The sequence below is a fragment of the Paraburkholderia sp. RL17-383-BIF-A genome, assembly GCF_046028015.1.
In the GTDB taxonomy this organism is placed as follows: Bacteria; Pseudomonadota; Gammaproteobacteria; order Burkholderiales; family Burkholderiaceae; genus Paraburkholderia.
On record NZ_JARESR010000050.1, the window covers coordinates 1 to 19,532 of the forward strand.

Consider the following 19,532-nt stretch of genomic DNA (forward strand, 5'->3'; position numbering starts at 1 on the left):
CTGGTACGTCACTGCGCTCTGCGCGATTGCCGGCATCGTCTCGCTGCGTATGCGCGATCCGTCGAAAGAAGGGTATTTGCGGCACGAGCCTTGAATCTGCAAAGCACCATAACGCACCGTTAGGCACGACCGAAGCGGTTCGCGAGCGGCGTTCCAGGGAGATCCGGAGCGCCGTTTTCGCGGCCTTAACGCTTTGAGCGGAAGGCGTATCGACCGCGCGGAGCACGCTCACGCCACGATGATCTCAGTGCCCAACGCGTGCAGCAGATCGCGCAGCGCTTCGGCCTGCGCCATTTTCGCGCCGCTGCGCAAGTGAATCTGCAGCGCCCGCCCGGTGATTCCGTCGACGGGTTGCGCGAGCCACAACTCCACTGCGAGCCCCAATCCTTCAGGCTGGTTGACGACGACCGGTTCGATCACACGCGGCTTGAAACAGGCACTGTCGGACATGGCGTATCGCCTCAGGTCTGGTGATGGATCACACCTATCCTAGTCAGCGTGTTGCGTGAGACCAAGCAACAAATACGCGTTTGCTTAGCAGCGGATGCTTAGCAGAAAACCCGCTTATCGCCCCGCGCCGACCGGCGTTCAGCGCCGGCGCCGCGTCACACGGGTTCCGATCGATCGCTCGCGAACTCCGGGACCAACTCCTTCACGACGGCGGCCGGATCCACGCCCAACGCGGGCGCCGTAGCCACCGCAGCGACCGCGGCCGCCGCCACGGCCTGCTGGCGCGCGCTCAACGCGCCACGCGCGAGCATCAGAAGATGGTAGTAAAGCCGCGCGTTCAGCCCATAGCGGTACGCGAACAGATGGGCGAAGGCGACCTTGAGTCCGGCGAGCGCCTGACGGTTCTTCGCGTGAGCCGACACCACGATCGGCGCGAGACGGCGCAACGCCAATCTGCGCGACGGCTCGAGTTGCGCCGGCAGCTTCAATGCCTTGACGTACGCATACGCGCAGAGCGTCGCCGCGGCCGTCGTGCCGCGCGTGCTGTGCGAGATCGAGCTTGCCGTCTTGCGATACACGGACACGTAGTCGTGCAGGTAGAAGACCTCGCGCGCCGCGAGACACAGCTCGGTGCCGAACACGAAGTCGCAGCATACGCCGTACGTGTCTTTGTAGCCGATCCGTTTCACGAGTTCGGCGTTGGCCATCCAGCCGTTGTTCGGGAACATCTGAATGAGCCCGGTTCTACCCGGCAGGGATTGCAGGCCCTCGGCAGCCTTCGAGCGTCGAAACGCGGCGTTCAGCTTCGCGCTCGCCGCGAAATCGATGGCGCCGCCATGGTCGGCTTCATACTGATCGCCGAATGCCACTTCGAGTCGCGGATGCAGCGTCCATAGCGACACGAGTTTTTCGACGCCGTCCGTGGTGAGCAGGTCGTCGTCGTGGATCAGCAGAATCTTGTCGCCGCTCGCGCGCCTGAACAGGTTCGCGACGTTGCGCGCCTGGCCGAGGGAAGGCTGATTCCTCATATAGCGCACGCGTGGCTCGCGTGCATAACGCGTTGTGATCAACCGCTCCGTGCGCCTGTCCGCCGAGTCGTCGCCGATCAGGATTTCCAGATTGCCGTAGCTTTGCGTCAGGCACGAGTCGATGCACGTCACGAGCAGATCAGGGCGGTCGCAAGTGGGCAGACAGATGGAAACCTTGGGGTGGGTGGAGGGGGTCGAAGTGATGGACATAAGCGTCGCCTTTGTTATCTGTTGAGGGGCGGCAGCTGGTCCGCTTGACGCACACGTCGCTGCAAGCAGAAAAATAGTCCATCACACCAAAAAAATAATCGGTAAAAATAAGGAAGAAATGTTTGCCGTATGAAAGCGCGCTGAAGGGGAATATTTATGCGGCTTCGCTGAAAAAAAGCAGCAAAGCCGCTCGCCCTCCAACACGCACGATTTCAACTAACCGAGGGTTCTCCCTCGCCGGGTTTTTTGCCCGGACGGTCTGCGGGCGACTGATTGCGGCCCTCGTCGTCGCGTTCGGGCAGCTTGCTTTTCTCGTTGTCGCTGTGCACGACCGGCTGCGGATGCTCCATATCAGCCGGTTTCTGATCGCCACGCACTTTCGTTTCGCTCATGTTTCTCTCCTGATTGGATGACATGTTCGATGCAGCAAGCGGCAGGCCCGGCTCGCGATCCGGCGCGTCATTAGCGAAGCTTTCGCGCCGTATCTGCACCTGGACAGTGCCGGCGCGCATCGCCCGAGTGCAGTCGTACGTCAGTGCGACGCGGCCGCCGCTGACGCATTGCGCCTGAACGCCCACTGCACGCATGGCATGCTGCTTCGCAGCAGCTGGCACAACATTCGCTTAAAGGAAAATCAGAGTAGAAGCGGCTAGCGAGCCGGCATGTCCATGCCGGTCACCGTGGGGCATTGCTCTTGGGGCGCATCGTGCGCCCACGTCGAAGCAATTCGACGTTTGAACGGAACTGTCCGGTTCCGACAACAAGGAGCGTGCGATGCAGTTGCCCCGAATATTCACCCGACTGTTGTGCATCACCGCAATCACACGCGGCGAGCTGTGTTCGCTTGTGGGTTCGCTTTTGCGTTCGTTTTTGCGTTCATCCCTGCCCACGCGTCGTATCGAGCCAGCATGCGTGCAGCGTGGCAGTCACATCGCCCGTTCCTTGTACGGCATCCGGCCTTGCCTTCTCACGATCCCAACTCTTCCCACATTCACACGGAGTTCAGTCATGCGCGTGTTGCATCTTCTCTCCCGCATTGCAGTGTCCGCTCATTCAATCGCGGCCCGTGCCGTTAGCGCCGCCGTCATGGCCGGCGCTGCACTCGGCGTATTCGTTGCGCCGCCGGCTCACGCCGACGACCACGTCAGCCTGCTGACGAGCTGGTATGCGCAGGCCGAGCACGGCGGTTTCTATCAGGCCGTCGCGACCGGCATCTACAAGAAATACGGGCTCGACGTCACGATCAAAATGGGCGGTCCGCAGGTCAACGGCATGCAATTGCTGGCCGGCGGGCAGGCGGACTTTCTGCTCGGCTACGACTTCCAGGTGCTCTCCAGCGTGGAAGCCGGCATTCCTGTCACCACCGTGGCCGCCGCGTTCCAGTACGACCCGCAAGGCATGATGACCCACGCCGACGTGACCAGTCTCGCCGGCCTGAAGAACAAGACGATCCTCGTCGCCGGTTCGGGCCGCACGACGTGGTGGCCGTGGCTGAAGGCGAAGTACGGCTACACCGAGGCTCAAGCGCGTCCGTACACCTTCAACCTGCAACCGTTCTTTGCCGATCCGAACGTGGCGATGCAGGCGTATCCGTCGTCGGAAACGTTCCAGGCGGAGCAGGCTCATGCGAACGCACACTTCTTCCTGTTCGCCGATGACGGCTATCCGCCGTACAACTCGACCATCGTCACGATGCGCGACACGATGAAAAACAAGCCGGACGTCGTGGCGCGTTTCGTGAAGGCGTCGATGGAAGGGTGGAAGAGCTATCTGAACGATCCCGGGCCGGGCAATGCGTTGATCAAGAAAGACAACCCGCAGATGAGCGACGCCCAACTCGCCTACGGCGTGGCGCAACTGAAAAAACTCAAGCTCGTAACCGGCGGCGATGCGGCCACGCAAGGCATCGGCACGATGACCGACGCGCGCTGGAAAAAGACCTTCGATTACATGGTCGACGCGAAACTGCTCAAGCCCGCTACCGACTATCACGCGGCCTACACGCTGCAATTCATTCAGAACGCGAAGGTGATGCCTTGAGGCCGGCCCTTCAAGCAGACATCGCAGCTCGCCCCAACGCCTGAACGCCTGAACGCCTGAAAGAAGGAGCATCACATGCTGGTCACCCGTCAAAACGTCCTGCGCCGCTTCTGGTACGCCATCATGCCGATGGCGCAACTCGACGCCGGACCGCAGCCCTTTACCTTGCTCGGCGAGCCGATCGTGTTATGGAAAGGCGCGGGCGGCAAGCCGCACGCGTTGCGCGATCGTTGCTGCCATCGCACGGCGAAACTGTCGAAGGGATTCGTCGATAACGACGGCAATATCGCCTGCGGCTATCACGGCTGGACCTACGACTGCTCGGGCCAATGCGTGAAAATTCCGCAGAACGGCGGCGGCGCGATTCCGTCGCGCGCCGTGGTGCCGTCATATCGCTGCGAAGAACGCTACGGCTACGCGTGGGTCGCGCTCGAGGAACCGTTGCAGCCCATTCCCGAGTTTCCCGAAGACGGTGCGCCCGGCTATCGCCGCATTCTGCAGTTTTACGAGCGTTGGGAAACGAGTCCGCTGCGCATGATGGAAAACTCGTTCGACAACTCGCATTTCAGCTTTGTGCATAAAGGCAACTTCGGCCTGTTCGACAATCCGAAACCGTCGAAGTACGAATTCCGTCCGCACGATTGGGGCTTCGAAGCCGAGACGCATGTGCCCGTGCGCAATCCGCCGGCGAGCTACCGCATCACCGGCACGACCGAGGAAGTCACCGAGCGGCATCTGATCAACCGCTGGTTCATGCCGTTCGCGCGGCGCTTTGGCTGCGTGTATCCGGCAAGCGGTATCCATCACATCATCTACAACTGCGCGACGCCGATCGACGACCGCACGCTGATGCTGTCGCAATGGCTCTATCGCAACGACACCGAAGACGCGTGTTCGACGCAGGAACTGATCGACTGGGATCGCCCGATCACCGACGAAGACCGCGACATTCTCGAAGCCACCGACTACGACGCGTGCATCGACGTGCGGCGTCAGCAGGAGTGCCATATGGAATCGGATCAGCCCGGCTTGCTGATGCGCCGCATGCTGCTCAAGCTGCTGAACGATCATGGCGAGTCCGAAGTATTTCGCGAAGTATTGCCCATTCACGTGGAGGAATGATCATGGCGGCGACTCAAGCCTTTATCGCTGACGTGGCCGCGCCGTCGCTCTCGGTGCAGCGCGTCGACAAGCGCTATGCGAACGGCACGATCGCACTGGAGGACGTGCGCCTCGCCATCGAACCCGGCGAGTTCGTTTCGCTGCTCGGCCCGTCGGGTTGCGGCAAAAGCACGCTGCTGAAAATGTTTGCCGGCATCGAAACGCCCACGCACGGCCATCTGCGCTGGTGGGGGCAAGCGTTCGAGACGGTCGGCTCGCCGGGGCGGCGCATGTCGATGGTGTTTCAGGAGGCGACGCTGATGCCGTGGGCCACGGTCGCCGACAACGTGCGCTTGCCGCTCGATCTCGCGCGTGTGCCGCGCCGCGAAGCCGACGCGCGCGTGGCCGCTGCGCTCGACGGCGTGGGGCTCGCGAAATTCGGCCACGTGCTGCCGCGTGAATTGTCGGGCGGCATGCAGATGCGCGCGTCCCTGGCGCGTGCGCTCGTGACCGAGCCGGATCTGCTGCTGCTGGACGAGCCGTTCGGCGCGCTCGACGAATTCACCCGCAACCGCCTCGACAGCGATTTGCGCGCGTTGTGGCAGCGGCGCGGCATGACGGTGGTGTTCGTCACGCACAGCATTTACGAGGCGGTGTATCTGTCGAGCCGCGTGGTCGTGATGCAGGCGCGGCCGGGCCGCATCATCGCCGAAGTGCCGATCGAAGGTCCGCTCGAACGCGACGACGCCTATCGCGTCAGCGAGCCGTTCATGCAGCATTGCAAGACGCTCTCGGAGTTGATTACCGATGCGCATCGCGCGTCGTTGGCGAACGAAGAAACAGGAGTGCAATCATGACGGGCGAAGTGCTTGCGGGTCATTCGGGCAAGTCGGGACGCGGGGCGGCTGCCGCGTCGCCGACTGCGGCAGCTGCGGCTGCAGCGCAGGGCGCAGGGCAGCGTGCGAAATCCGCTGCGAGGCCGGCTACCAGTTCCCAGCGGCAGCCGTGGTTGCAATGCCCCGGCGTGATGAAGGCCATCGCGCCGTGGATGGTCGGCGTCGTGGTGCTGGCGTGCTGGCAAGCCTGGTGCGTGGTGATGAAGGTGCCGGCGTATCTGGTGCCGTCGCCGTCGGCGATCGTGAGCGAGTTGGTGCAGGACGCGCCGCTGCTGTTCGGCAGCCTGCTCGCGACCCTGAAGATCACGCTGTTGGCGTTCGCGCTGGCCACGGTGCTGGGCGTCGTCATCGCGTTGCTGTTCGTGCAGAGTCCACTGATCGAAGCGAGCCTCTTTCCCTACGCGATCCTGTTGCAGGTCACGCCCGTCGTGGCGATCGCGCCGTTGATCATCATCTGGGTCAAGGACATGAACGTCGCGCTGGTCTTGTGCGCGACGCTGGTGGCGTTGTTCCCGATCATCTCGAACACGGTGCTCGGCTTGCGCAGCGTGAACCCCGGCTTGATCAACCTCTTCAGGATCAATCGGGCGACCCGCTGGCAGACGTTGGTGCGTTTGCGGATTCCGAGCGCGTTGCCGTATTTCTTCGGCGGCCTGCGCATTTCGAGCGGGTTGTCGCTGATCGGCGCGGTGGTGGCGGAGTTCGTCGCCGGTACGGGCGGCAGCGGCGCGGGGCTCGCCTATCAGATCTTGCAGGCGGGTTTTCAGCTGAATATTCCGCGTCTGTTCGCGGCGCTGCTGCTGATCACCGTGACGGGCGTGGTGCTGTTCGCCATCACGGCGTGGGTGTCGCGCGCGGGTTTGCGCGGCTGGCACGACAGCCAGCTTTGAATGACGCGGTCTCGAACTCAGCTTCACACTCTCGCTCGAACTCATGACGACACACGACACAACACAGCACACGACACCTGGCACGCTGATCCGCAACGCGGCGGCGATCATGACCGGCGGCCGCGGCTCGGCCGACGATCCCGCGCGCGTGAGCGGTCCTGACATTCGCATTGTCGGCGACACGATCGAAGCGATCGGCGCGCTCACCCCGCGGCCGGGCGAGACGATCGTCGACGCCACCGATTGCGTCGTCTATCCGGCATGGGTCAACACGCATCATCATCTGTTCCAGTCGCTGCTCAAGGGCGACACGGCGGGACTGGACGCCACGCTCACGCCTTGGCTCGCCGCGACGCCGTATCGCTTCCGGGCGCTCTTCGACGAGCGGCGCTTCCGGCTCGCGGCGCGCATTGGCCTGATCGAACTGGCGCGCTCGGGCTGCGCGACGGTGGCCGACCACAACTACGTGTACTACCCGAACATGCCCTTCGACAGTTCGGCGATTCTCTTCGAAGAGGCCGGGAAGCTCGGCTTGCGTTTCGTGTTGCTGCGCGGCGGCGCGACGCAAACGCGCCAGCTCGAGGCCGAACTGCCGACCGCGTTGCGCCCTGAAACACTGGACGCCTACATCGCCGATATCGAACGGCTCGCCGCCCGTTTCCACGACGCGTCGCCGCGCGCGATGCAGCGTGTCGTGATGGCGCCGACCACCGTGCTGTATTCGATCTCGCCTGCCGAAATGCGCGCGACGGCGGCGGTGGCGCGCCGCCTCGGTCTGCGTCTGCATAGCCATCTCTCGGAGACGGTGGGCTACCAGGACAGCGCGCATGCGATGTACCGGCAATCGCCGGTTGCATTTTGCGGCGAGCACGACTGGCTCGGCAGCGACGTCTGGTACGCGCATCTCGTCAAGGTCGACGCCGACGAGATCGCGCTGCTGGCGCAAACCGGCACGGGCGTCGCCCATTGTCCGCAGAGCAATGGGCGCCTCGGCAGCGGCATTTGTCCGGTGCGCGAAATGGCCGACGCGGGTGTGCCGGTGTCGATCGGCGTCGACGGAGCGGCGTCGAACGAAGCGGCCGACATGATCTCCGAAGTGCACATGACATGGCTCGCGCAACGCGCGCGCCGCGGCATGCTCGCGCAACCCACGTTTCGCGGCGGGAGTTTCGAAGGCGGCGCGAACGCCGCGAGTGTGGCCGATGTGATTCACTGGGGCACGGCGGGTGGCGCGCGGATCATGGGCCTCGACGAAGTCGGCAGGATTGCGGTGGGTTTCGCCGCGGATCTCGCGGTATATCGGCTCGACGACCCGCGCTATTTCGGCTTGCACGATCCGGCGATCGGGCCGGTGGCGTCGGGCGGCAGGCCATCGCTCGCGGCGCTGTTTTCTGCTGGAAAGCGCGTGGTGGCCGATGACCGGATCGACGGTGTCGATCTCAAGGAACTGGCGCGCGAGGCGAGGGCGGCTGTGCGGGAGTTGCTGGAGGAGGCGGTGTGAAGCGACACCGCCGACAGTGTGTGGTGAAACGCGAACCTGTCGGCGGCGCAGCCGATGCGGCCAGTGCTGCCGAATCGGCTGCCGCTGACTAGTGCAGCAATTGGCTTAGTTCAAACTGCGCTATCCCGATCTGCGTCTGAAGTTGTCTTTCCATTTGCTGGTATTGGTGCCGCCGGTCGTTGAGTTGGTGGATTTGGGGCAGTAGAGTGTTCAACTCCCCTCTCAGTTTCGCCATATCATCGTTGAAGCGGGTGAGCTCCGCGCGAATGGTTTGCCTTCGATCACGGAGCTCGCGAATGCGCATGTCCACTTGCGCGTCGCGAGGCTGCCCTGTGCTTTCGAGTTGTTGAAGCTGGGCGATCAGGTTGGCGCTCTCCCGTTCTGTCTGATTTTTCCGCTGCAGCAGGTCCGCCTTCCGTTGTTCCGTGGTTGTTTGAAGCCCGCGTATCTCCTCGAGCCTTCGCGCGGTCGACAGCACATCCTGCGTGACAGTTTGCAGTTGCGTTTGCAAGTGAGCCAATGTCTGATGTGCCTGCTGGATCTGGTAGGCCTTCTGCTCGTCGCCCACGGCAGTGTGTCGGTCTCTGGACTCGTTTCCGCCGCCTCGCAGGCCGACAGCGTCATGCGGCTTCCAGCTGCCGTCCGGCTGACGCTCGACCGGAACGCCCGGCTCGGTCGGTTTGTCTGGTTGCACGACGCGCCACGTCTGGTTGGCCGTGTCGTAGCGCACCGGATAGCTCTGGCCGTTATCCTGAATGTACCTCTGCCCCTTCGAATCGATCAGGACTCCGGCGTGCGCCGGGTCCGGCTGCAACGTGCCTGAAGGTTGTGCCGCGTAGCGTGATGGCAGCGCGGGCGCATCCGGCGTGTGTTGATGGTCGGATCCGGTGGGGCTCGGGGCTTTGGCCTCGCTGCCGCTGCCCGCGAAATTGCGCTCGAACATGTCCACCGCACCGGCGGGCAGTGACGCAGACGGCTCGGGGTGGAGCGCGCCGCCAGTTGACGCAAGGTGCTCGCCGACGCCGGCGAGGTGTTCCCCTTCGGGTCCCAGACCGCCGAGCAACAGGCCGCCGATTGCCGTTCCGGCGTCGATCAGGCCCACCTGTCCACGGCTCAATCCGCCATGATCGGGAAATTCGGCATCGAGCAACCTGGTCGCCAGCCAGTCCGCGCCCGGGATCGGCGACAGGTCGGCGAACACGCGGCCAACGCCGTAGAGAATCTTGTCGGCAAGGCCGGGAACATCCTCGCGCAGCATTTCGCGGTTTTTCCCGTCGATGTCCTTGAGCGCGCCGCCGTAGTTCTTCGCGAGATTGTCCACGTAGTCCTTGTCGGGTGCAGGTGGATTGTTGGCGACGTCCTCGAAGGTCTGCGGCTTTTCAACGTGGCTCAGGCCCTCTCCGGGCTTGTCCATCGTCGTCAGCGCCTGGTCCTGCAAGGCCTGCATGCGACGATGTATCGACGAGCCTGGATCCGCCATGCCCTGCTGGAACGTCAGCAGATCTTGCGCGATCTGCTCCGGCGGGCGCTGACGCGCCGATGATGTGGCGCGCTCCTGGCTCGAATAGCCGTCGTCGGAAAGCAGCTTCTCCATTACCGACTGGTACGGGAAGGTCTTCGCATAGGCGGGCTTGCGCGTATTGTCATCCCAGTCGGGATCGTCCGAGGTTTTCGGCAGTTTGATTTTGTCAGGCTTGTACTGCTGCGCCGCGTCGAGAATGTCGTTCACGCGGGCGGCCGAATCGTTCCATGACTTCTGAGTCGCCGCGTAGACGTCGCCAGCCTTGTTGAGGATATCGCGCTGCATATCAGTCTTGATCTTGACGGCCTGCGCGAAATTGGCCTCGCGTTGCTGCGCTGTCGCGGCCGGTGCGCTAAATGCGCTGTACTGGTCGCGCAGCTGCTGCAAGCGTTGAGTGCCGGCGTCGCCGAGCAGCCCGGCGCCAGCCGGCATATTGAACACGGCATTCATGCGTTTGAGCGGATCGGCGCGCGTTCGCTTCAATTGGGCAATCACGTCTGTTTTGAGTTGCTGGATATCGGCGTCGCGTTGTGCGTCCGGTTCGCCGATCACGGCCTTCGCCCGCGCGGCGAAGCCCTCACGGGTTTCCTCGTCCATCTGCGCCGTAGCGGCCGCGAGACCCTCCAGACGCACCCGCGCGTTAGCGAAGCCTCGCGGGTAGCCGGTCATCAGCAGGTTCGTCGTCGATTCCTGAGCTTGCGTGACTTTCGTGTCGTTTGCGTAGTTGATCGATTGGTTGCCGCCGTCATACTTGTGCAGCATGGTTTGGGCGAATTCGGCCGGCGTGATCGTGTCTTTCGGCACCACGACTGCGGGCTTCGGGGCGACAGCGTTGTGCCGGCTCGGCAGCGTGCCGGGTGCGTTCCCGGACGGAATGCGAAAATCGGAGACGGAGTTTGTCATAGGGCATTTCGTTATGTTGAAGGGACGCTGCGTTGCAACCCATTGAGGCGGATTGCCATAACGATGAAAGCACCTCGGACAGGGCGCCGTGTGTTACCGGAGGATGACCACGCGAGCGCGACACGCGTCTCCGGTGACTGCCGTCGAGCGAAGACGCGCAAGCATTGCTGCCGCAAGGCCGATTCCAGAACAGGCTGACCTCCACACTTACAAACAAGCGCTTGACCATGCCCGTCATTCAGCGCACCGTGGACGAGAACCCTTTCTCGCGGGAGTACGAAATGTCCCTCAACTTCCCGAACCCAAGCCGCAGCTATGACGCCTCGCACCACTGCGTCAATTTTTGGGGCTATGACAATGCGCGCGAAATCGCTTTCGTCGTCACCCGTTCGGTGATTTCGAATCTGAGCCCCAGTGTGGGCGCCGACGAACCGGCCGTGCTTGCGGCGTTCGACCGGCATCGCGAGCAAATCCTGACGCTCGCTCGCGGGCTGTATCTCGGCGGCCCGCAAAACCGCTACACGATTTCCTGACGCGGCGCGGCGTGCCGCGCAAACGTCGCCGAAGCACGACTCAGGCCGCCGGTTCGCGCGGTGCGCCGCCCGTGAGCGAAACGACAAATTCGAAAAACGCACGGACCTTCGCGGGCGGATGATGCCGCGAAGGATAGAGCGCGTACAGTGGATAAAGCTCGTCGCCCCAATCCGGAAAGAGTTCGACCAGTTTGCCGCTCGCCATGAGCGATTCGGCGCCGAGCGCGAGAATCTGCGCGACGCCCTGGCCGGCTGCGCAGGCACTATGCAAGGTGCCCACGTCGTTGACGGTCAAACGGCCTTGCGGCGTAATCACGGTCTTTTTGCGGCCGCGATGAAATTCCCAGCTGAACGGGTAGCCCGTCAGCGGATCGCGGAATTTGATGCACACATGCTTGCCGCTTTCGAGTTCGGCCGGATTCACCGGATGCCCGTGCTTCTTGAGATACGACGGCGCGGCCACGGTGAGAATCCGTGTGTCCAGCAGCTTGCGGGCAATCAGCGTCGATACTGGCGGATCGCCGAAACGGATCGCGAGATCGAAACCGTCGGCGACCATATCGCCCAACTGGTCGCGGGTGATCAGTTCGAGCTGCAGGTCGGGGTGCCGGTCGACAAACCCGCCCAGCCTTGGCCCAAGCACGAGCCGCGAAAAGAACGGATCCATGTTCACGCGCAAACGTCCGCGAACAGCGGTCGCGCCCTGCGCGGCGGATGCCGCGGCTTCTTCGAGTCCGCCCAGAAGCGGCACGATCTGTTCGTAGAAGCGCCGGCCTTCGTCGGTCAACGCGACCGAGCGCGTGGTGCGATCGAAAAGCCGGATGCCGAGCCGCGCTTCGAGCCGTGCGACCGAACGGCTGACCCCGGATTGCGACATGTCGAGCGCTTCGCCAGCGGCCGCAAAACTGCCGCAATCGACGATCGCCGTCAAGACGCCCATGCCGTTCAGCATGCGCTCGTCAAATGGCATGTGAGAGTCCTTTGTTATGCATTAATGCGTGACATGCTAACGCGAAAGTCCGTTTGAATTCACGCGCCAAAACGGGGAAACGCCGCCTGGTAAGGCGGACGAATGATGTCATGTCATGAGTGGAATGACAGCCACGCTACCGCGTCAATCACGCTGCGGGCGTCAATCTGCATGAGCTCGTCCGATGCAACAGGAACATGCGGCTCTCGTCATGCATTGGGCATACTTGGATGGAATAGCGGACAACGCGGAATCGCGCGTATTTTTATTGCGCGCGCCGCCGATGGTCCCGTCAGCGGCCCGCGCCTTGGGTCGCTTGCGCGCGCACGGTGCGCGAGGCAGGTGTTTCGTCGAGGTGACGAAACACCCAGGCTGACACCAGCGTGATCACGCCGACACACACGAAGGCGAGCCGAAACCCGAGCGCCGCCGATCCCACTTGCGCGGAAAAGAGATTCACGAGGCCGCCGCCGATCGAGACGCCCAGCCCGATCGCGAGCATCTGCACCATGGAAAAGAGGCTGTTGCCACTGCCGGCGTCGGCATGCGAGAGGTCTTTGAGCGTGACGCTGTTCATCGCCGCGAATTGCATGGAGTTGGATGCCCCGAACACCGCCAGAATCACGATCCCGACCACGAGCGGCGTGTCGCGCGTGATCAGTGCAAAGGCCACGATCGACGAACCGACGATCACGGTATTGACGAGCAGGAACGTGTCATAGCCATAACGGCGCACGAGCGGCGCGATCCAGCGTTTGGCGACGGTGCCGGCCAGCGCCGCGGGCAGCATCATCAGCCCCGAATGCAGCGGCGAATAGCCCAGTTGCAATTGCAGCAGCAAGGGCACGAGAAACGGCACGGCACTCGACCCGATGCGGCACACCAGGTTGCCGATCAGACCGACGCTGAAATTCGGCTCGCGAAAGAGCGAAAGCTTGAAGAGCGGATTGGCGCGGCGTTTCGCGTACGGAATGTAGGCGAGCGCGCTCACGGCGGCGAGCACGAAGAGCGCCGCCGACCAGGCCAGCCGATGCGTCGGCATGGGCGCGTCGACGGCGAGCGAAAACGCGATCATGCACAGCGACAGCAGCGCGCAGCCAATGAAGTCGAACGGCGGCGCCTGGGTTTCGCCATGCGCCGGCAGGAAGCGCTGCACCGCGTATAGCCCCATAGCGCCGATCGGCACGTTGATCAGGAAAATCCAGTGCCACGTGATCGCCTGAACGAACCAGCCGCCGAGCGTCGGCCCGGCGATCGGCCCCAGTTGTCCCGCGACCGAAATGAACGCGAGTGCCGCCACGTACTGCTCGCCCGTCACGCTGCGTAAGACCGCGAGCCGTCCGATCGGCAGCAGCATCGAGCCGCCCACACCTTGCAGCACGCGCGCCAGCACCAGCTGGCCGAGTGTATGCGCGCTCGCGCAGCAGATCGAGCCGATCACGAACAGGAGGATTGCCACGAAATAGACGCGCCGCGTGCCGAAGCGGTCGGCGAGCCAGCCGGAGGCCGGCGTGAGCATCGCCATGGTCAAGGTGTACGCGACCACGATCGGCTGCATGGCGAGTGGCGCGACGTGCAAGCTGTTTGCAATCGACGGCAACGCCGTATTGACGATCGTCGTGTCGAGCGACTGCATGAAAAAGCCGGCGGCGACGATCCACAGCAGTGCGGTCTGGGAAGAATCCTTGGTCATCTTTAACGGGCGGCGGGGCGGCGGCATGAGCGGGCGGCAGCCGGAACCGGAGCATTCGGTGGGGCGATTCCGTCATGATATTGACATCCTCGTCAATCGGGAACCCCACTAGAGGCGCTGACTGTTATCGACTTTGCCGATAAGCGAGGCGACAATGGCTCATGCTCAATCCCATCTGGCTCAAGACCTTTTCGACCGTCGCCGCGTGCCACAGCTTTACCGAGGCGGGACGGCGGCTCGACCTCACGCAATCGAGCGTCAGCGAACACATCCGAAGGCTCGAAGAGAGCGTCGGCCGGCGCCTGTTCGTGCGCGACACCCATTCGCTTGCCATGACGCCCGACGGCGAAGCCATGCTCGCGCACGCCAGCGTGATTCTGCAGGCGCTGGCGCGGGCGGAGTCGCAGTTTCGCGCGCCGCGTCTGAAAGGCCGCGTGCGGCTCGGTTCCTCGGACGACGTCGCGCTCGGCCCTCTGCCGACGGTGCTGGCGGCCTTTCGCAACGCGCATCCGGATGTCGAACTGGAAATCACCATCGGCATGACCGGCAAGCTGTACGAACTGCTCGATGCGGGGGCGATCGATCTGCTGGTCGGCAAAAGGCGGCTCGGCGACCGGCGCGGCGTGCCGCTCTTCACCGGTCGGCTGGAGTGGCTGGCGCGCGCCGGCACGCTGGTCGACCTGAGCCAGCCGTTGCCGCTGATTCTGGTCGCGGAGCCGAGCGTGACGCGGGCCGTCGTGCTCGACGCGCTCGCCGAGGCCGGCTTCAGCTGGCAACTGGTATGTACGAGCAGCAGTCACGCGGGTTGTATCGCAGCCGCGCGCGGCGGGCTCGGCATCACGGTTCGTCCACAGTATCTGGCCGCGCGGGGGCTTGCGCCGCCGCTGAACACGGCGAGTCTGCCGGTGCTGCCGTCGGTGGAATTCATCGCTCTCGCGGCGAAACGGTTGAGCCGGCCGGCGGGCACGCTGCTGAAGCTGCTGCATGACAGTGATTTGCGCGGATCGTGGATCGGGGAATGAGGGCGCGCAGGCGGCGCGTGCGCGATACAACGCGCCGCTTCGCGTGTTCGGATCAGGCGGGCAGCGTGGCAGCGAGCTTGTCGAACTCCGTCGCCCACTCCGCGCGCCACGTGTTGCGCGTGGCCTCGTCGACCCACGCGCCGTCAATCCCGTTCAGCATGAATTGCCGCAGTTCCGCGACGCTGAACCCGAAGTGGCTGTACATCAACTGCCATGCTTCGCTCGGGTTCACTTTGTGCAGCGTGGGGTCGTCGGTATTCGGATGGATCTTCAGGCCGAGTTGCGGCATGCGCCGCAGCGGATGTTGTTCAGCCCACACGTCCGGGGCCAGCGTACGCAGGTAGTACGAGTTGGTCGGCACCACGGTGAAGACGATGCCCCGCGCGGCATATTGCTCGGCCAGTTGCGGATTGTCCACGATCGTATAGCCGTGATCGATGCGGTCGCACTGCAGCAGATCGACGGCGGTTTCGACATTGCGCCACGGCATGCCGAATTCGCCCGCGTGCGCGGTGGTTTTGAAGCCAGCGTTGCGCGCGTGGCGATATGCCTTCCAGAACAGTTCCGGCGGCCGGTCGTTCTCGCGATAGTCGATGCCGAGGCCCGCCACTTCGTCGGCGCGGTTGGCGCACATCCAGGCGACCAGTGCGACGGCTTCGTCGGGATCGGCTTCGCGATCGATGCTCGGGATCAGCCGCGCGCTGATGCCGAAGTCGCGCGCGGCGTCGCGAATGGCGGTGACGATTGCCGCTTGCGCATCGGCATAGGCGATGTGCGAGACGCGCACCGTGCCCGTAGGATTCCAGAAGAATTCGCTGTGACGAACCTGATGCGCGGCGGCATCGGCGAGATATTCGTAGGCGATACGGCGCAGATCGTCCGCTTGCGTGAGCAGATGTTCGTCGAGCGCGCGCAGCACGCGCAGCACGCCGACCGGTTTTTCGCCACGCTTGTAGAAAGAATCGATTTCCTCGCGACTGAGCGGCGCATGGCTTTTTTCGGCCAGCGCGATAAACGTCTCATGACGCACCGCGCCAAGCAGGTGGCAGTGCAATTCGGCTTTCGGCAGTGCCTTGAAGAAGGCGCGATGCGCGTCGGTCAGCCCGATGTTCAGACGCGATGCGGGCACGTTACCCATTGTCTCTTTCATGTCGGTATGGTTTTCGGTAGTGCGCAAAACTCAGTGTAGTGCGAATGCAAGGTGAACTCGTGGCGCGAAGGCGCGGGGCTCAGTGCGGCTTGACCACGGTATAGAAGTAGTAGCCGAGCGGCACGGCCAGCACATACAGGCCCCACGGCACTTCGCGGAAACGTCCCGCGAGCAGTTTGACAAGGACGTAGCAGAGCAGGCCGCCTGCAATGCCGGTGCCGAAGCTGTTCGACATCAGCGTGAGCAGCACCATGGAGAGTACCGGCAGGGAGTCGGTGAAGTCGTCGAAATGCGTGTGGCGGATCGTGCTGAACATCGACAGGCCGATCAGGATCAACGCGGGCGCGGTCGCTTCTTTCGGAATCGCCAGCGCGACCGGCACGAACAGCAGCATCAGCGCGAACATGGCGGCCGCGGCGAGCGACGACAGGCCGGAGCGGCCACCCGCTTCCACACCCGCCGCCGATTCCACCAACGCGGTGAGCGCCGGAATGCCGAATACGGGGCCGAGCGTCGCGGCAATCGAATCGACCAGAAACGGCCGGTTGATATTGGGCAGATTGGCGTTTTCGTCGAGCAGATCCGCTTTGGCGCCGACAGCGAGCGTGGTGCCGAGCGTGGAAAAGAATTCGGCTGCGAAGAATACGAACAGATACGGAATGGACGCGACGCTCAGCGCGCCGGCGATATCGAGTTTGAACGCGATCGGCGCGATACTGTGCGGCCACGACAGAAACGACGCTGGCATATGCGTGACGCCGAGCGGCACGCCCGTGGCGGCCGCGATCAGGATCGCCCACAGAATGGCGCCGGGCACGCGGCGTCCTTGCAGAACGACTGCCGCGCCGAGTCCGACCAGCGCGACGAGTGTGCCCGGCCGCAAAAAGTCGCCGAGCGCGAGCGCATTGGTCTTCGCGTTGGCGATCACCATGCCCGCATTGCGAAAGCCGAGCACCGCGATGAACAAACCAATCGATGCGCCGAGCCCGAGCTTGATCTGCGCCGGAATCAGCCGCACCACCAGACTGCGCGCACCCACCAGCGTCAGGATCAGAAACAGCACGCCGGAGACGAACGCGATGCCGAGCCCCGTTTGCCACGCGACATGTTCGCCCGCAAGCGTAATGCCGAGAATCACCGAGCCGCCGATACCCGGTCCGACCAGAAACGGCAAGTTCGCGTACAGCGCCATCAGCACCGTGCTCAGCACGAATACGAGGATCGTCGCGGTGGTCGCCGCGCCGCGATCCATGCCGCCCGCGGCGAGCAGTGACGGAATCACCACCAGCAAGTACGCGGCCGCGAGAAACGAGGTGATGCCCGCGATCGTCTCGACCCGCACGCTGGTCTTGCGCGCGCCGAGCGCGAAACGCCGTTCGAGCCAGCCGCCGTTTGCAAGCGACACGCCGCTCGTTGCATCGGCGCTTGAAGATTCGTTATTGATCAATTGATTCATCCTGTAACCATGCCATTTATACTGCTGCGCATTGCGTCGATGCATTGCTTTCCATGACCGACCGTTCTTCCCTGCTGCCCGCGCTCACGCTGCGGCAAATCCAGTACTTCGTCACGCTAGCGCATGCCCGCAGCTTCACGCAGGCCGCGCAGTCGCTCGCGTTGACGCAACCCGCGCTGACCGCGGCGATCCGGCAGATCGAATTCCTGCTCGGCGGGCCCTTGTTCGCGCGTTCCGCGCATCGGCTGACATTGACCCATGCCGGCGCGAGCGTCTTGCCGCTCGCGGAACGCCTGCTCAACCAGGCGCGCGGCACTTTCGACGACATGGCCAGCACCTTCGCCGAACGCGTGCAGACGGTGCGTATCGGACTGATTCCCTCGGCCGCGGCGCGCTTGCTGCCCGCGCTCTGCGCGTTGCGTGCGCAGCAACCGTCGCTGCGCTTCACGTTGAACGATATGCCGAACACCGCGTTGCTCGACGCCGTGCGCCAGGGCGCGGCCGATTTCGGCATCGGCGTGCACGAGCCCGATGCGTCCAGCCCGGACGACGCCGCCGCCGCACTGCGCTACCAGGATCTGTTCGAGGATCAGATCGTCGTGGTGGTGCGGCGCGACGACCCGCTCGCGCAGAAGAAGAGCCTCGCGTGGTCGAAGCTGGTCGGCCGCGATCTCGCCGCATTCGTGCGCGGCAGCGTGAGCGAGGCGTTGCAGCGCACCGGTGGCGCGGAAGGTTTGCAACTGAACGTCGCGTACCGCGTCGAGTACACCGAGCCGTTGTACGAACTGGTGCGCAACCGCCTCGCGATCGCCGTGCTGCCGAGCCTCTACACGATGCATCTGCACGACGCGGAACTGGTCGCGTTGCGGCTCGACAAGCCGCGCGTGAGCCGTTCGATCGCGCTGATCTCGCTCGCCGGCGACGATCGCGGCCCGCATGTGCGAGCGTGCCGCGAGTGGATCGCGGCGCATATCTGACGCAGCGCGCCCGGTTCGCATCACGCCTGTCCCGACGCACACGCTTAAACGCACGCTAAACCCGAAACTCACGGCAGCGTGGCGAGTCGCGCCCGCAGCGCCGCATAGAAGCCGTCCGCGTCGACCTCGGTGATCCACGTCGCGTTCGGCTTGCGGCCGCTGTGGCCGCTCCAGTCCACGACGGTTTCGCCGAGCGTCCATTCGCCCACCGTTTCGATCATTACGTTGACTTCGCGTCCCTTGAACAGGGACGGCTCGATCAGGTAGCCGGTCGCGCAAGGGTCGTACATCGGCGCGGATTCGATACCGCGTCGGCCTTTCTGATAGGCCACTTCGGCGGCCATGATGTCGGCGGCCATGGTGCCGCAGCGATTGCCGAGCGCGCGGATCGGCGCGATGCGCGCCGGCGTGATCGGCGCTTTCACGGCCACGTCGCGCGGCAGCACCACGATCGGCACGCCGCTCGCGAACACGATTTGCGCGGCCTGCGGATCGACGTAGATGTTGAACTCGGCGGCAGGCGTAATGTTGCCGCGCTCGAAAAAAGCGCCGCCCATCAGCACGATTTCGCGGATGCCGTTGCGAATCTCCGGCGCCTCCGTGAGCGCGGTGGCGAGATTGGTCAGCGGTCCGAGCGCGCAGAGTGTCACGCTGTGCGGCGGCGCCGCGCGCAGCGTGTCGATCAGAAAGGCGACCGCATGTTGCGGCGCGAGCGGTGCAAGCGGTTCATGCAGCGGCACGCCTTCGAGTCCGGTTTTGCCATGCACGTTGGCGGCGGTGATCAGTTCGCGCGTGAGCGGCCGCGGGCAGCCCGCGTAAATCGGTAGCGAATGCGTGCGCTCGGCCCAGTCGCGCACGATACGCGCATTGCGTTCGGTGAGATCGAGCGGCACGTTGCCCGCCACTGTCGTGATCGCGCGCACGTCGAGACGCTCGCTCGCGCCGAGCGCGAACAGAATCGCAATCGCGTCGTCCTGGCCCGGATCGCAATCGATAATCACGCTGCGTCGCGTGCCGGCCTGCAATCCGGCGCTGGACGACGCGCCGTTCGCCGTATCGGCCGCACCGGATGCGCTCGCGGAACCCGCCGCGCCCGCCAGCATCGGCCAGGCTGAAGCGCCGGCCGCGAGGCCCATCGCCGTGCGAAGAAAGGCGCGGCGGTCCTGTTTCGTGTCGGAGGCGTTCATCAT

17 protein-coding genes are annotated in these 19,532 nt (G+C 64.0%); 8 read left to right on the forward strand and 9 right to left on the reverse strand.

Translation table 11 applies throughout. The features are described from left to right. Positions 1-228: 228 nt before the first annotated feature. The 3 genes from P0D71_RS33875 to P0D71_RS33885 form a co-directional block, all read right to left on the reverse strand. Complete coding sequence (locus P0D71_RS33875; protein ID WP_095419203.1) at positions 229-450, reverse strand: hypothetical protein; 222 nt, start codon at positions 448-450, stop codon at positions 229-231. Positions 451-605: 155 nt separating this feature from the next. Continuing rightward, positions 606-1,688 (reverse strand): glycosyltransferase family 2 protein, encoded by a 1,083-nt coding sequence (locus tag P0D71_RS33880; RefSeq protein WP_408483690.1) that lies wholly within the window; start codon positions 1,686-1,688, stop codon positions 606-608. Positions 1,689-1,900: 212 nt separating this feature from the next. Continuing rightward, positions 1,901-2,080, reverse strand: a complete 180-nt coding sequence (locus P0D71_RS33885) for a hypothetical protein (protein ID WP_177204973.1) — start codon at positions 2,078-2,080, stop codon at positions 1,901-1,903. A 694-nt stretch (positions 2,081-2,774) separates the two neighbouring features. Between P0D71_RS33885 and P0D71_RS33890 the strand changes: the two genes are divergently transcribed. The 5 genes from P0D71_RS33890 (at position 2,775) to P0D71_RS33910 (ending at position 8,116) form a co-directional block, all read left to right on the forward strand. Then, positions 2,775-3,728 (forward strand): ABC transporter substrate-binding protein, encoded by a 954-nt coding sequence (locus P0D71_RS33890; protein ID WP_408483705.1) that lies wholly within the window; start codon positions 2,775-2,777, stop codon positions 3,726-3,728. Positions 3,729-3,803: 75 nt separating this feature from the next. Continuing rightward, positions 3,804-4,850: a Rieske 2Fe-2S domain-containing protein gene (locus P0D71_RS33895; RefSeq protein WP_408483691.1), complete on the forward strand. Its 1,047-nt coding sequence runs from the start codon at positions 3,804-3,806 to the stop codon at positions 4,848-4,850. 2 nt (positions 4,851-4,852) lie between these two features. Beyond that, positions 4,853-5,686 carry an ABC transporter ATP-binding protein gene (locus tag P0D71_RS33900; RefSeq protein WP_408298171.1) on the forward strand — a complete coding sequence of 278 codons (834 nt, stop codon included), beginning with the start codon at positions 4,853-4,855 and terminating at the stop codon, positions 5,684-5,686. A gap of 170 nt (positions 5,687-5,856) precedes the next feature. After that, complete coding sequence (locus P0D71_RS33905; protein ID WP_408187177.1) at positions 5,857-6,615, forward strand: ABC transporter permease; 759 nt, start codon at positions 5,857-5,859, stop codon at positions 6,613-6,615. Positions 6,616-6,658: 43 nt separating this feature from the next. After that, entirely contained in the window at positions 6,659-8,116 is a 1,458-nt protein-coding gene (locus P0D71_RS33910) for an isoxanthopterin deaminase (RefSeq protein WP_408483692.1), read from the forward strand. Positions 8,117-8,204: 88 nt separating this feature from the next. Here P0D71_RS33910 and P0D71_RS33915 read toward each other — a convergent pair whose 3' ends face one another. Beyond that, positions 8,205-10,445: a GumC domain-containing protein gene (locus P0D71_RS33915; protein WP_408483693.1), complete on the reverse strand. Its 2,241-nt coding sequence runs from the start codon at positions 10,443-10,445 to the stop codon at positions 8,205-8,207. A 377-nt stretch (positions 10,446-10,822) separates the two neighbouring features. On the opposite strand from P0D71_RS33915, the gene P0D71_RS33920 reads away from it, so the two are divergent. Then, a complete protein-coding gene (locus P0D71_RS33920; RefSeq protein WP_091800441.1) occupies positions 10,823-11,074 on the forward strand; it encodes a DUF1488 family protein in 252 nt (83 codons plus the stop codon). A 40-nt stretch (positions 11,075-11,114) separates the two neighbouring features. On the opposite strand, the gene P0D71_RS33925 is transcribed toward P0D71_RS33920, so the two are convergent. Together P0D71_RS33925 and P0D71_RS33930 are read right to left on the reverse strand one after the other, a co-directional pair. After that, entirely contained in the window at positions 11,115-12,044 is a 930-nt protein-coding gene (locus P0D71_RS33925; RefSeq protein ID WP_091793789.1) for a LysR family transcriptional regulator, read from the reverse strand. A gap of 292 nt (positions 12,045-12,336) precedes the next feature. Next, the gene (locus P0D71_RS33930) at positions 12,337-13,737 is read right to left on the reverse strand and encodes a DHA2 family efflux MFS transporter permease subunit (RefSeq protein WP_408353299.1); all 1,401 of its coding nucleotides are present in this window, start codon (positions 13,735-13,737) and stop codon (positions 12,337-12,339) included. A gap of 161 nt (positions 13,738-13,898) precedes the next feature. Between P0D71_RS33930 and P0D71_RS33935 the strand changes: the two genes are divergently transcribed. Then, positions 13,899-14,759, forward strand: a complete 861-nt coding sequence (locus P0D71_RS33935) for a LysR family transcriptional regulator (RefSeq protein WP_091793791.1) — start codon at positions 13,899-13,901, stop codon at positions 14,757-14,759. 52 nt (positions 14,760-14,811) lie between these two features. On the opposite strand, the gene add is transcribed toward P0D71_RS33935, so the two are convergent. Further along, a complete protein-coding gene (gene add, locus P0D71_RS33940) occupies positions 14,812-15,909 on the reverse strand; it encodes an adenosine deaminase (RefSeq protein WP_091793792.1) in 1,098 nt (365 codons plus the stop codon). 79 nt (positions 15,910-15,988) lie between these two features. After that, a complete protein-coding gene (locus tag P0D71_RS33945; RefSeq protein ID WP_408483694.1) occupies positions 15,989-17,365 on the reverse strand; it encodes an NCS2 family permease in 1,377 nt (458 codons plus the stop codon). Positions 17,366-17,418: 53 nt separating this feature from the next. Here P0D71_RS33945 and P0D71_RS33950 point away from each other — a divergent pair, with 53 nt between their 5' ends. Further along, positions 17,419-18,342, forward strand: coding sequence for a LysR family transcriptional regulator (locus tag P0D71_RS33950; protein WP_408483695.1), 924 nt, complete (start codon positions 17,419-17,421; stop codon positions 18,340-18,342). 68 nt (positions 18,343-18,410) lie between these two features. Here P0D71_RS33950 and P0D71_RS33955 read toward each other — a convergent pair whose 3' ends face one another. Further along, on the reverse strand, positions 18,411-19,445 hold the full coding sequence (locus P0D71_RS33955; RefSeq protein WP_408483706.1) for a nucleoside hydrolase: 1,035 nt from the start codon (positions 19,443-19,445) through the stop codon (positions 18,411-18,413). Positions 19,446-19,532: the final 87 nt, after the last annotated feature.

What these genes read in the sequence shown, in the direction of transcription:
- P0D71_RS33875 (WP_095419203.1), bottom strand. Translation starts at nt 450, where the DNA reads ATGTCCGACAGTGCCTGTTTCAAGCCGCGTGTGATCGAACCGGTCGTC.
- P0D71_RS33880 (WP_408483690.1), bottom strand. Translation starts at nt 1,688, where the DNA reads ATGTCCATCACTTCGACCCCCTCCACCCACCCCAAGGTTTCCATCTGT.
- P0D71_RS33885 (WP_177204973.1), bottom strand. Translation starts at nt 2,080, where the DNA reads ATGAGCGAAACGAAAGTGCGTGGCGATCAGAAACCGGCTGATATGGAG.
- P0D71_RS33890 (WP_408483705.1), top strand. Translation starts at nt 2,775, where the DNA reads ATGGCCGGCGCTGCACTCGGCGTATTCGTTGCGCCGCCGGCTCACGCC.
- P0D71_RS33895 (WP_408483691.1), top strand. Translation starts at nt 3,804, where the DNA reads ATGCTGGTCACCCGTCAAAACGTCCTGCGCCGCTTCTGGTACGCCATC.
- P0D71_RS33900 (WP_408298171.1), top strand. Translation starts at nt 4,853, where the DNA reads ATGGCGGCGACTCAAGCCTTTATCGCTGACGTGGCCGCGCCGTCGCTC.
- P0D71_RS33905 (WP_408187177.1), top strand. Translation starts at nt 5,857, where the DNA reads ATGAAGGCCATCGCGCCGTGGATGGTCGGCGTCGTGGTGCTGGCGTGC.
- P0D71_RS33910 (WP_408483692.1), top strand. Translation starts at nt 6,659, where the DNA reads ATGACGACACACGACACAACACAGCACACGACACCTGGCACGCTGATC.
- P0D71_RS33920 (WP_091800441.1), top strand. Translation starts at nt 10,823, where the DNA reads ATGTCCCTCAACTTCCCGAACCCAAGCCGCAGCTATGACGCCTCGCAC.
- P0D71_RS33925 (WP_091793789.1), bottom strand. Translation starts at nt 12,044, where the DNA reads ATGCCATTTGACGAGCGCATGCTGAACGGCATGGGCGTCTTGACGGCG.
- P0D71_RS33930 (WP_408353299.1), bottom strand. Translation starts at nt 13,737, where the DNA reads ATGACCAAGGATTCTTCCCAGACCGCACTGCTGTGGATCGTCGCCGCC.
- P0D71_RS33935 (WP_091793791.1), top strand. Translation starts at nt 13,899, where the DNA reads ATGCTCAATCCCATCTGGCTCAAGACCTTTTCGACCGTCGCCGCGTGC.
- add (WP_091793792.1), bottom strand. Translation starts at nt 15,909, where the DNA reads ATGAAAGAGACAATGGGTAACGTGCCCGCATCGCGTCTGAACATCGGG.
- P0D71_RS33945 (WP_408483694.1), bottom strand. Translation starts at nt 17,365, where the DNA reads ATGAATCAATTGATCAATAACGAATCTTCAAGCGCCGATGCAACGAGC.
- P0D71_RS33950 (WP_408483695.1), top strand. Translation starts at nt 17,419, where the DNA reads ATGACCGACCGTTCTTCCCTGCTGCCCGCGCTCACGCTGCGGCAAATC.
- P0D71_RS33955 (WP_408483706.1), bottom strand. Translation starts at nt 19,445, where the DNA reads ATGCTGGCGGGCGCGGCGGGTTCCGCGAGCGCATCCGGTGCGGCCGAT.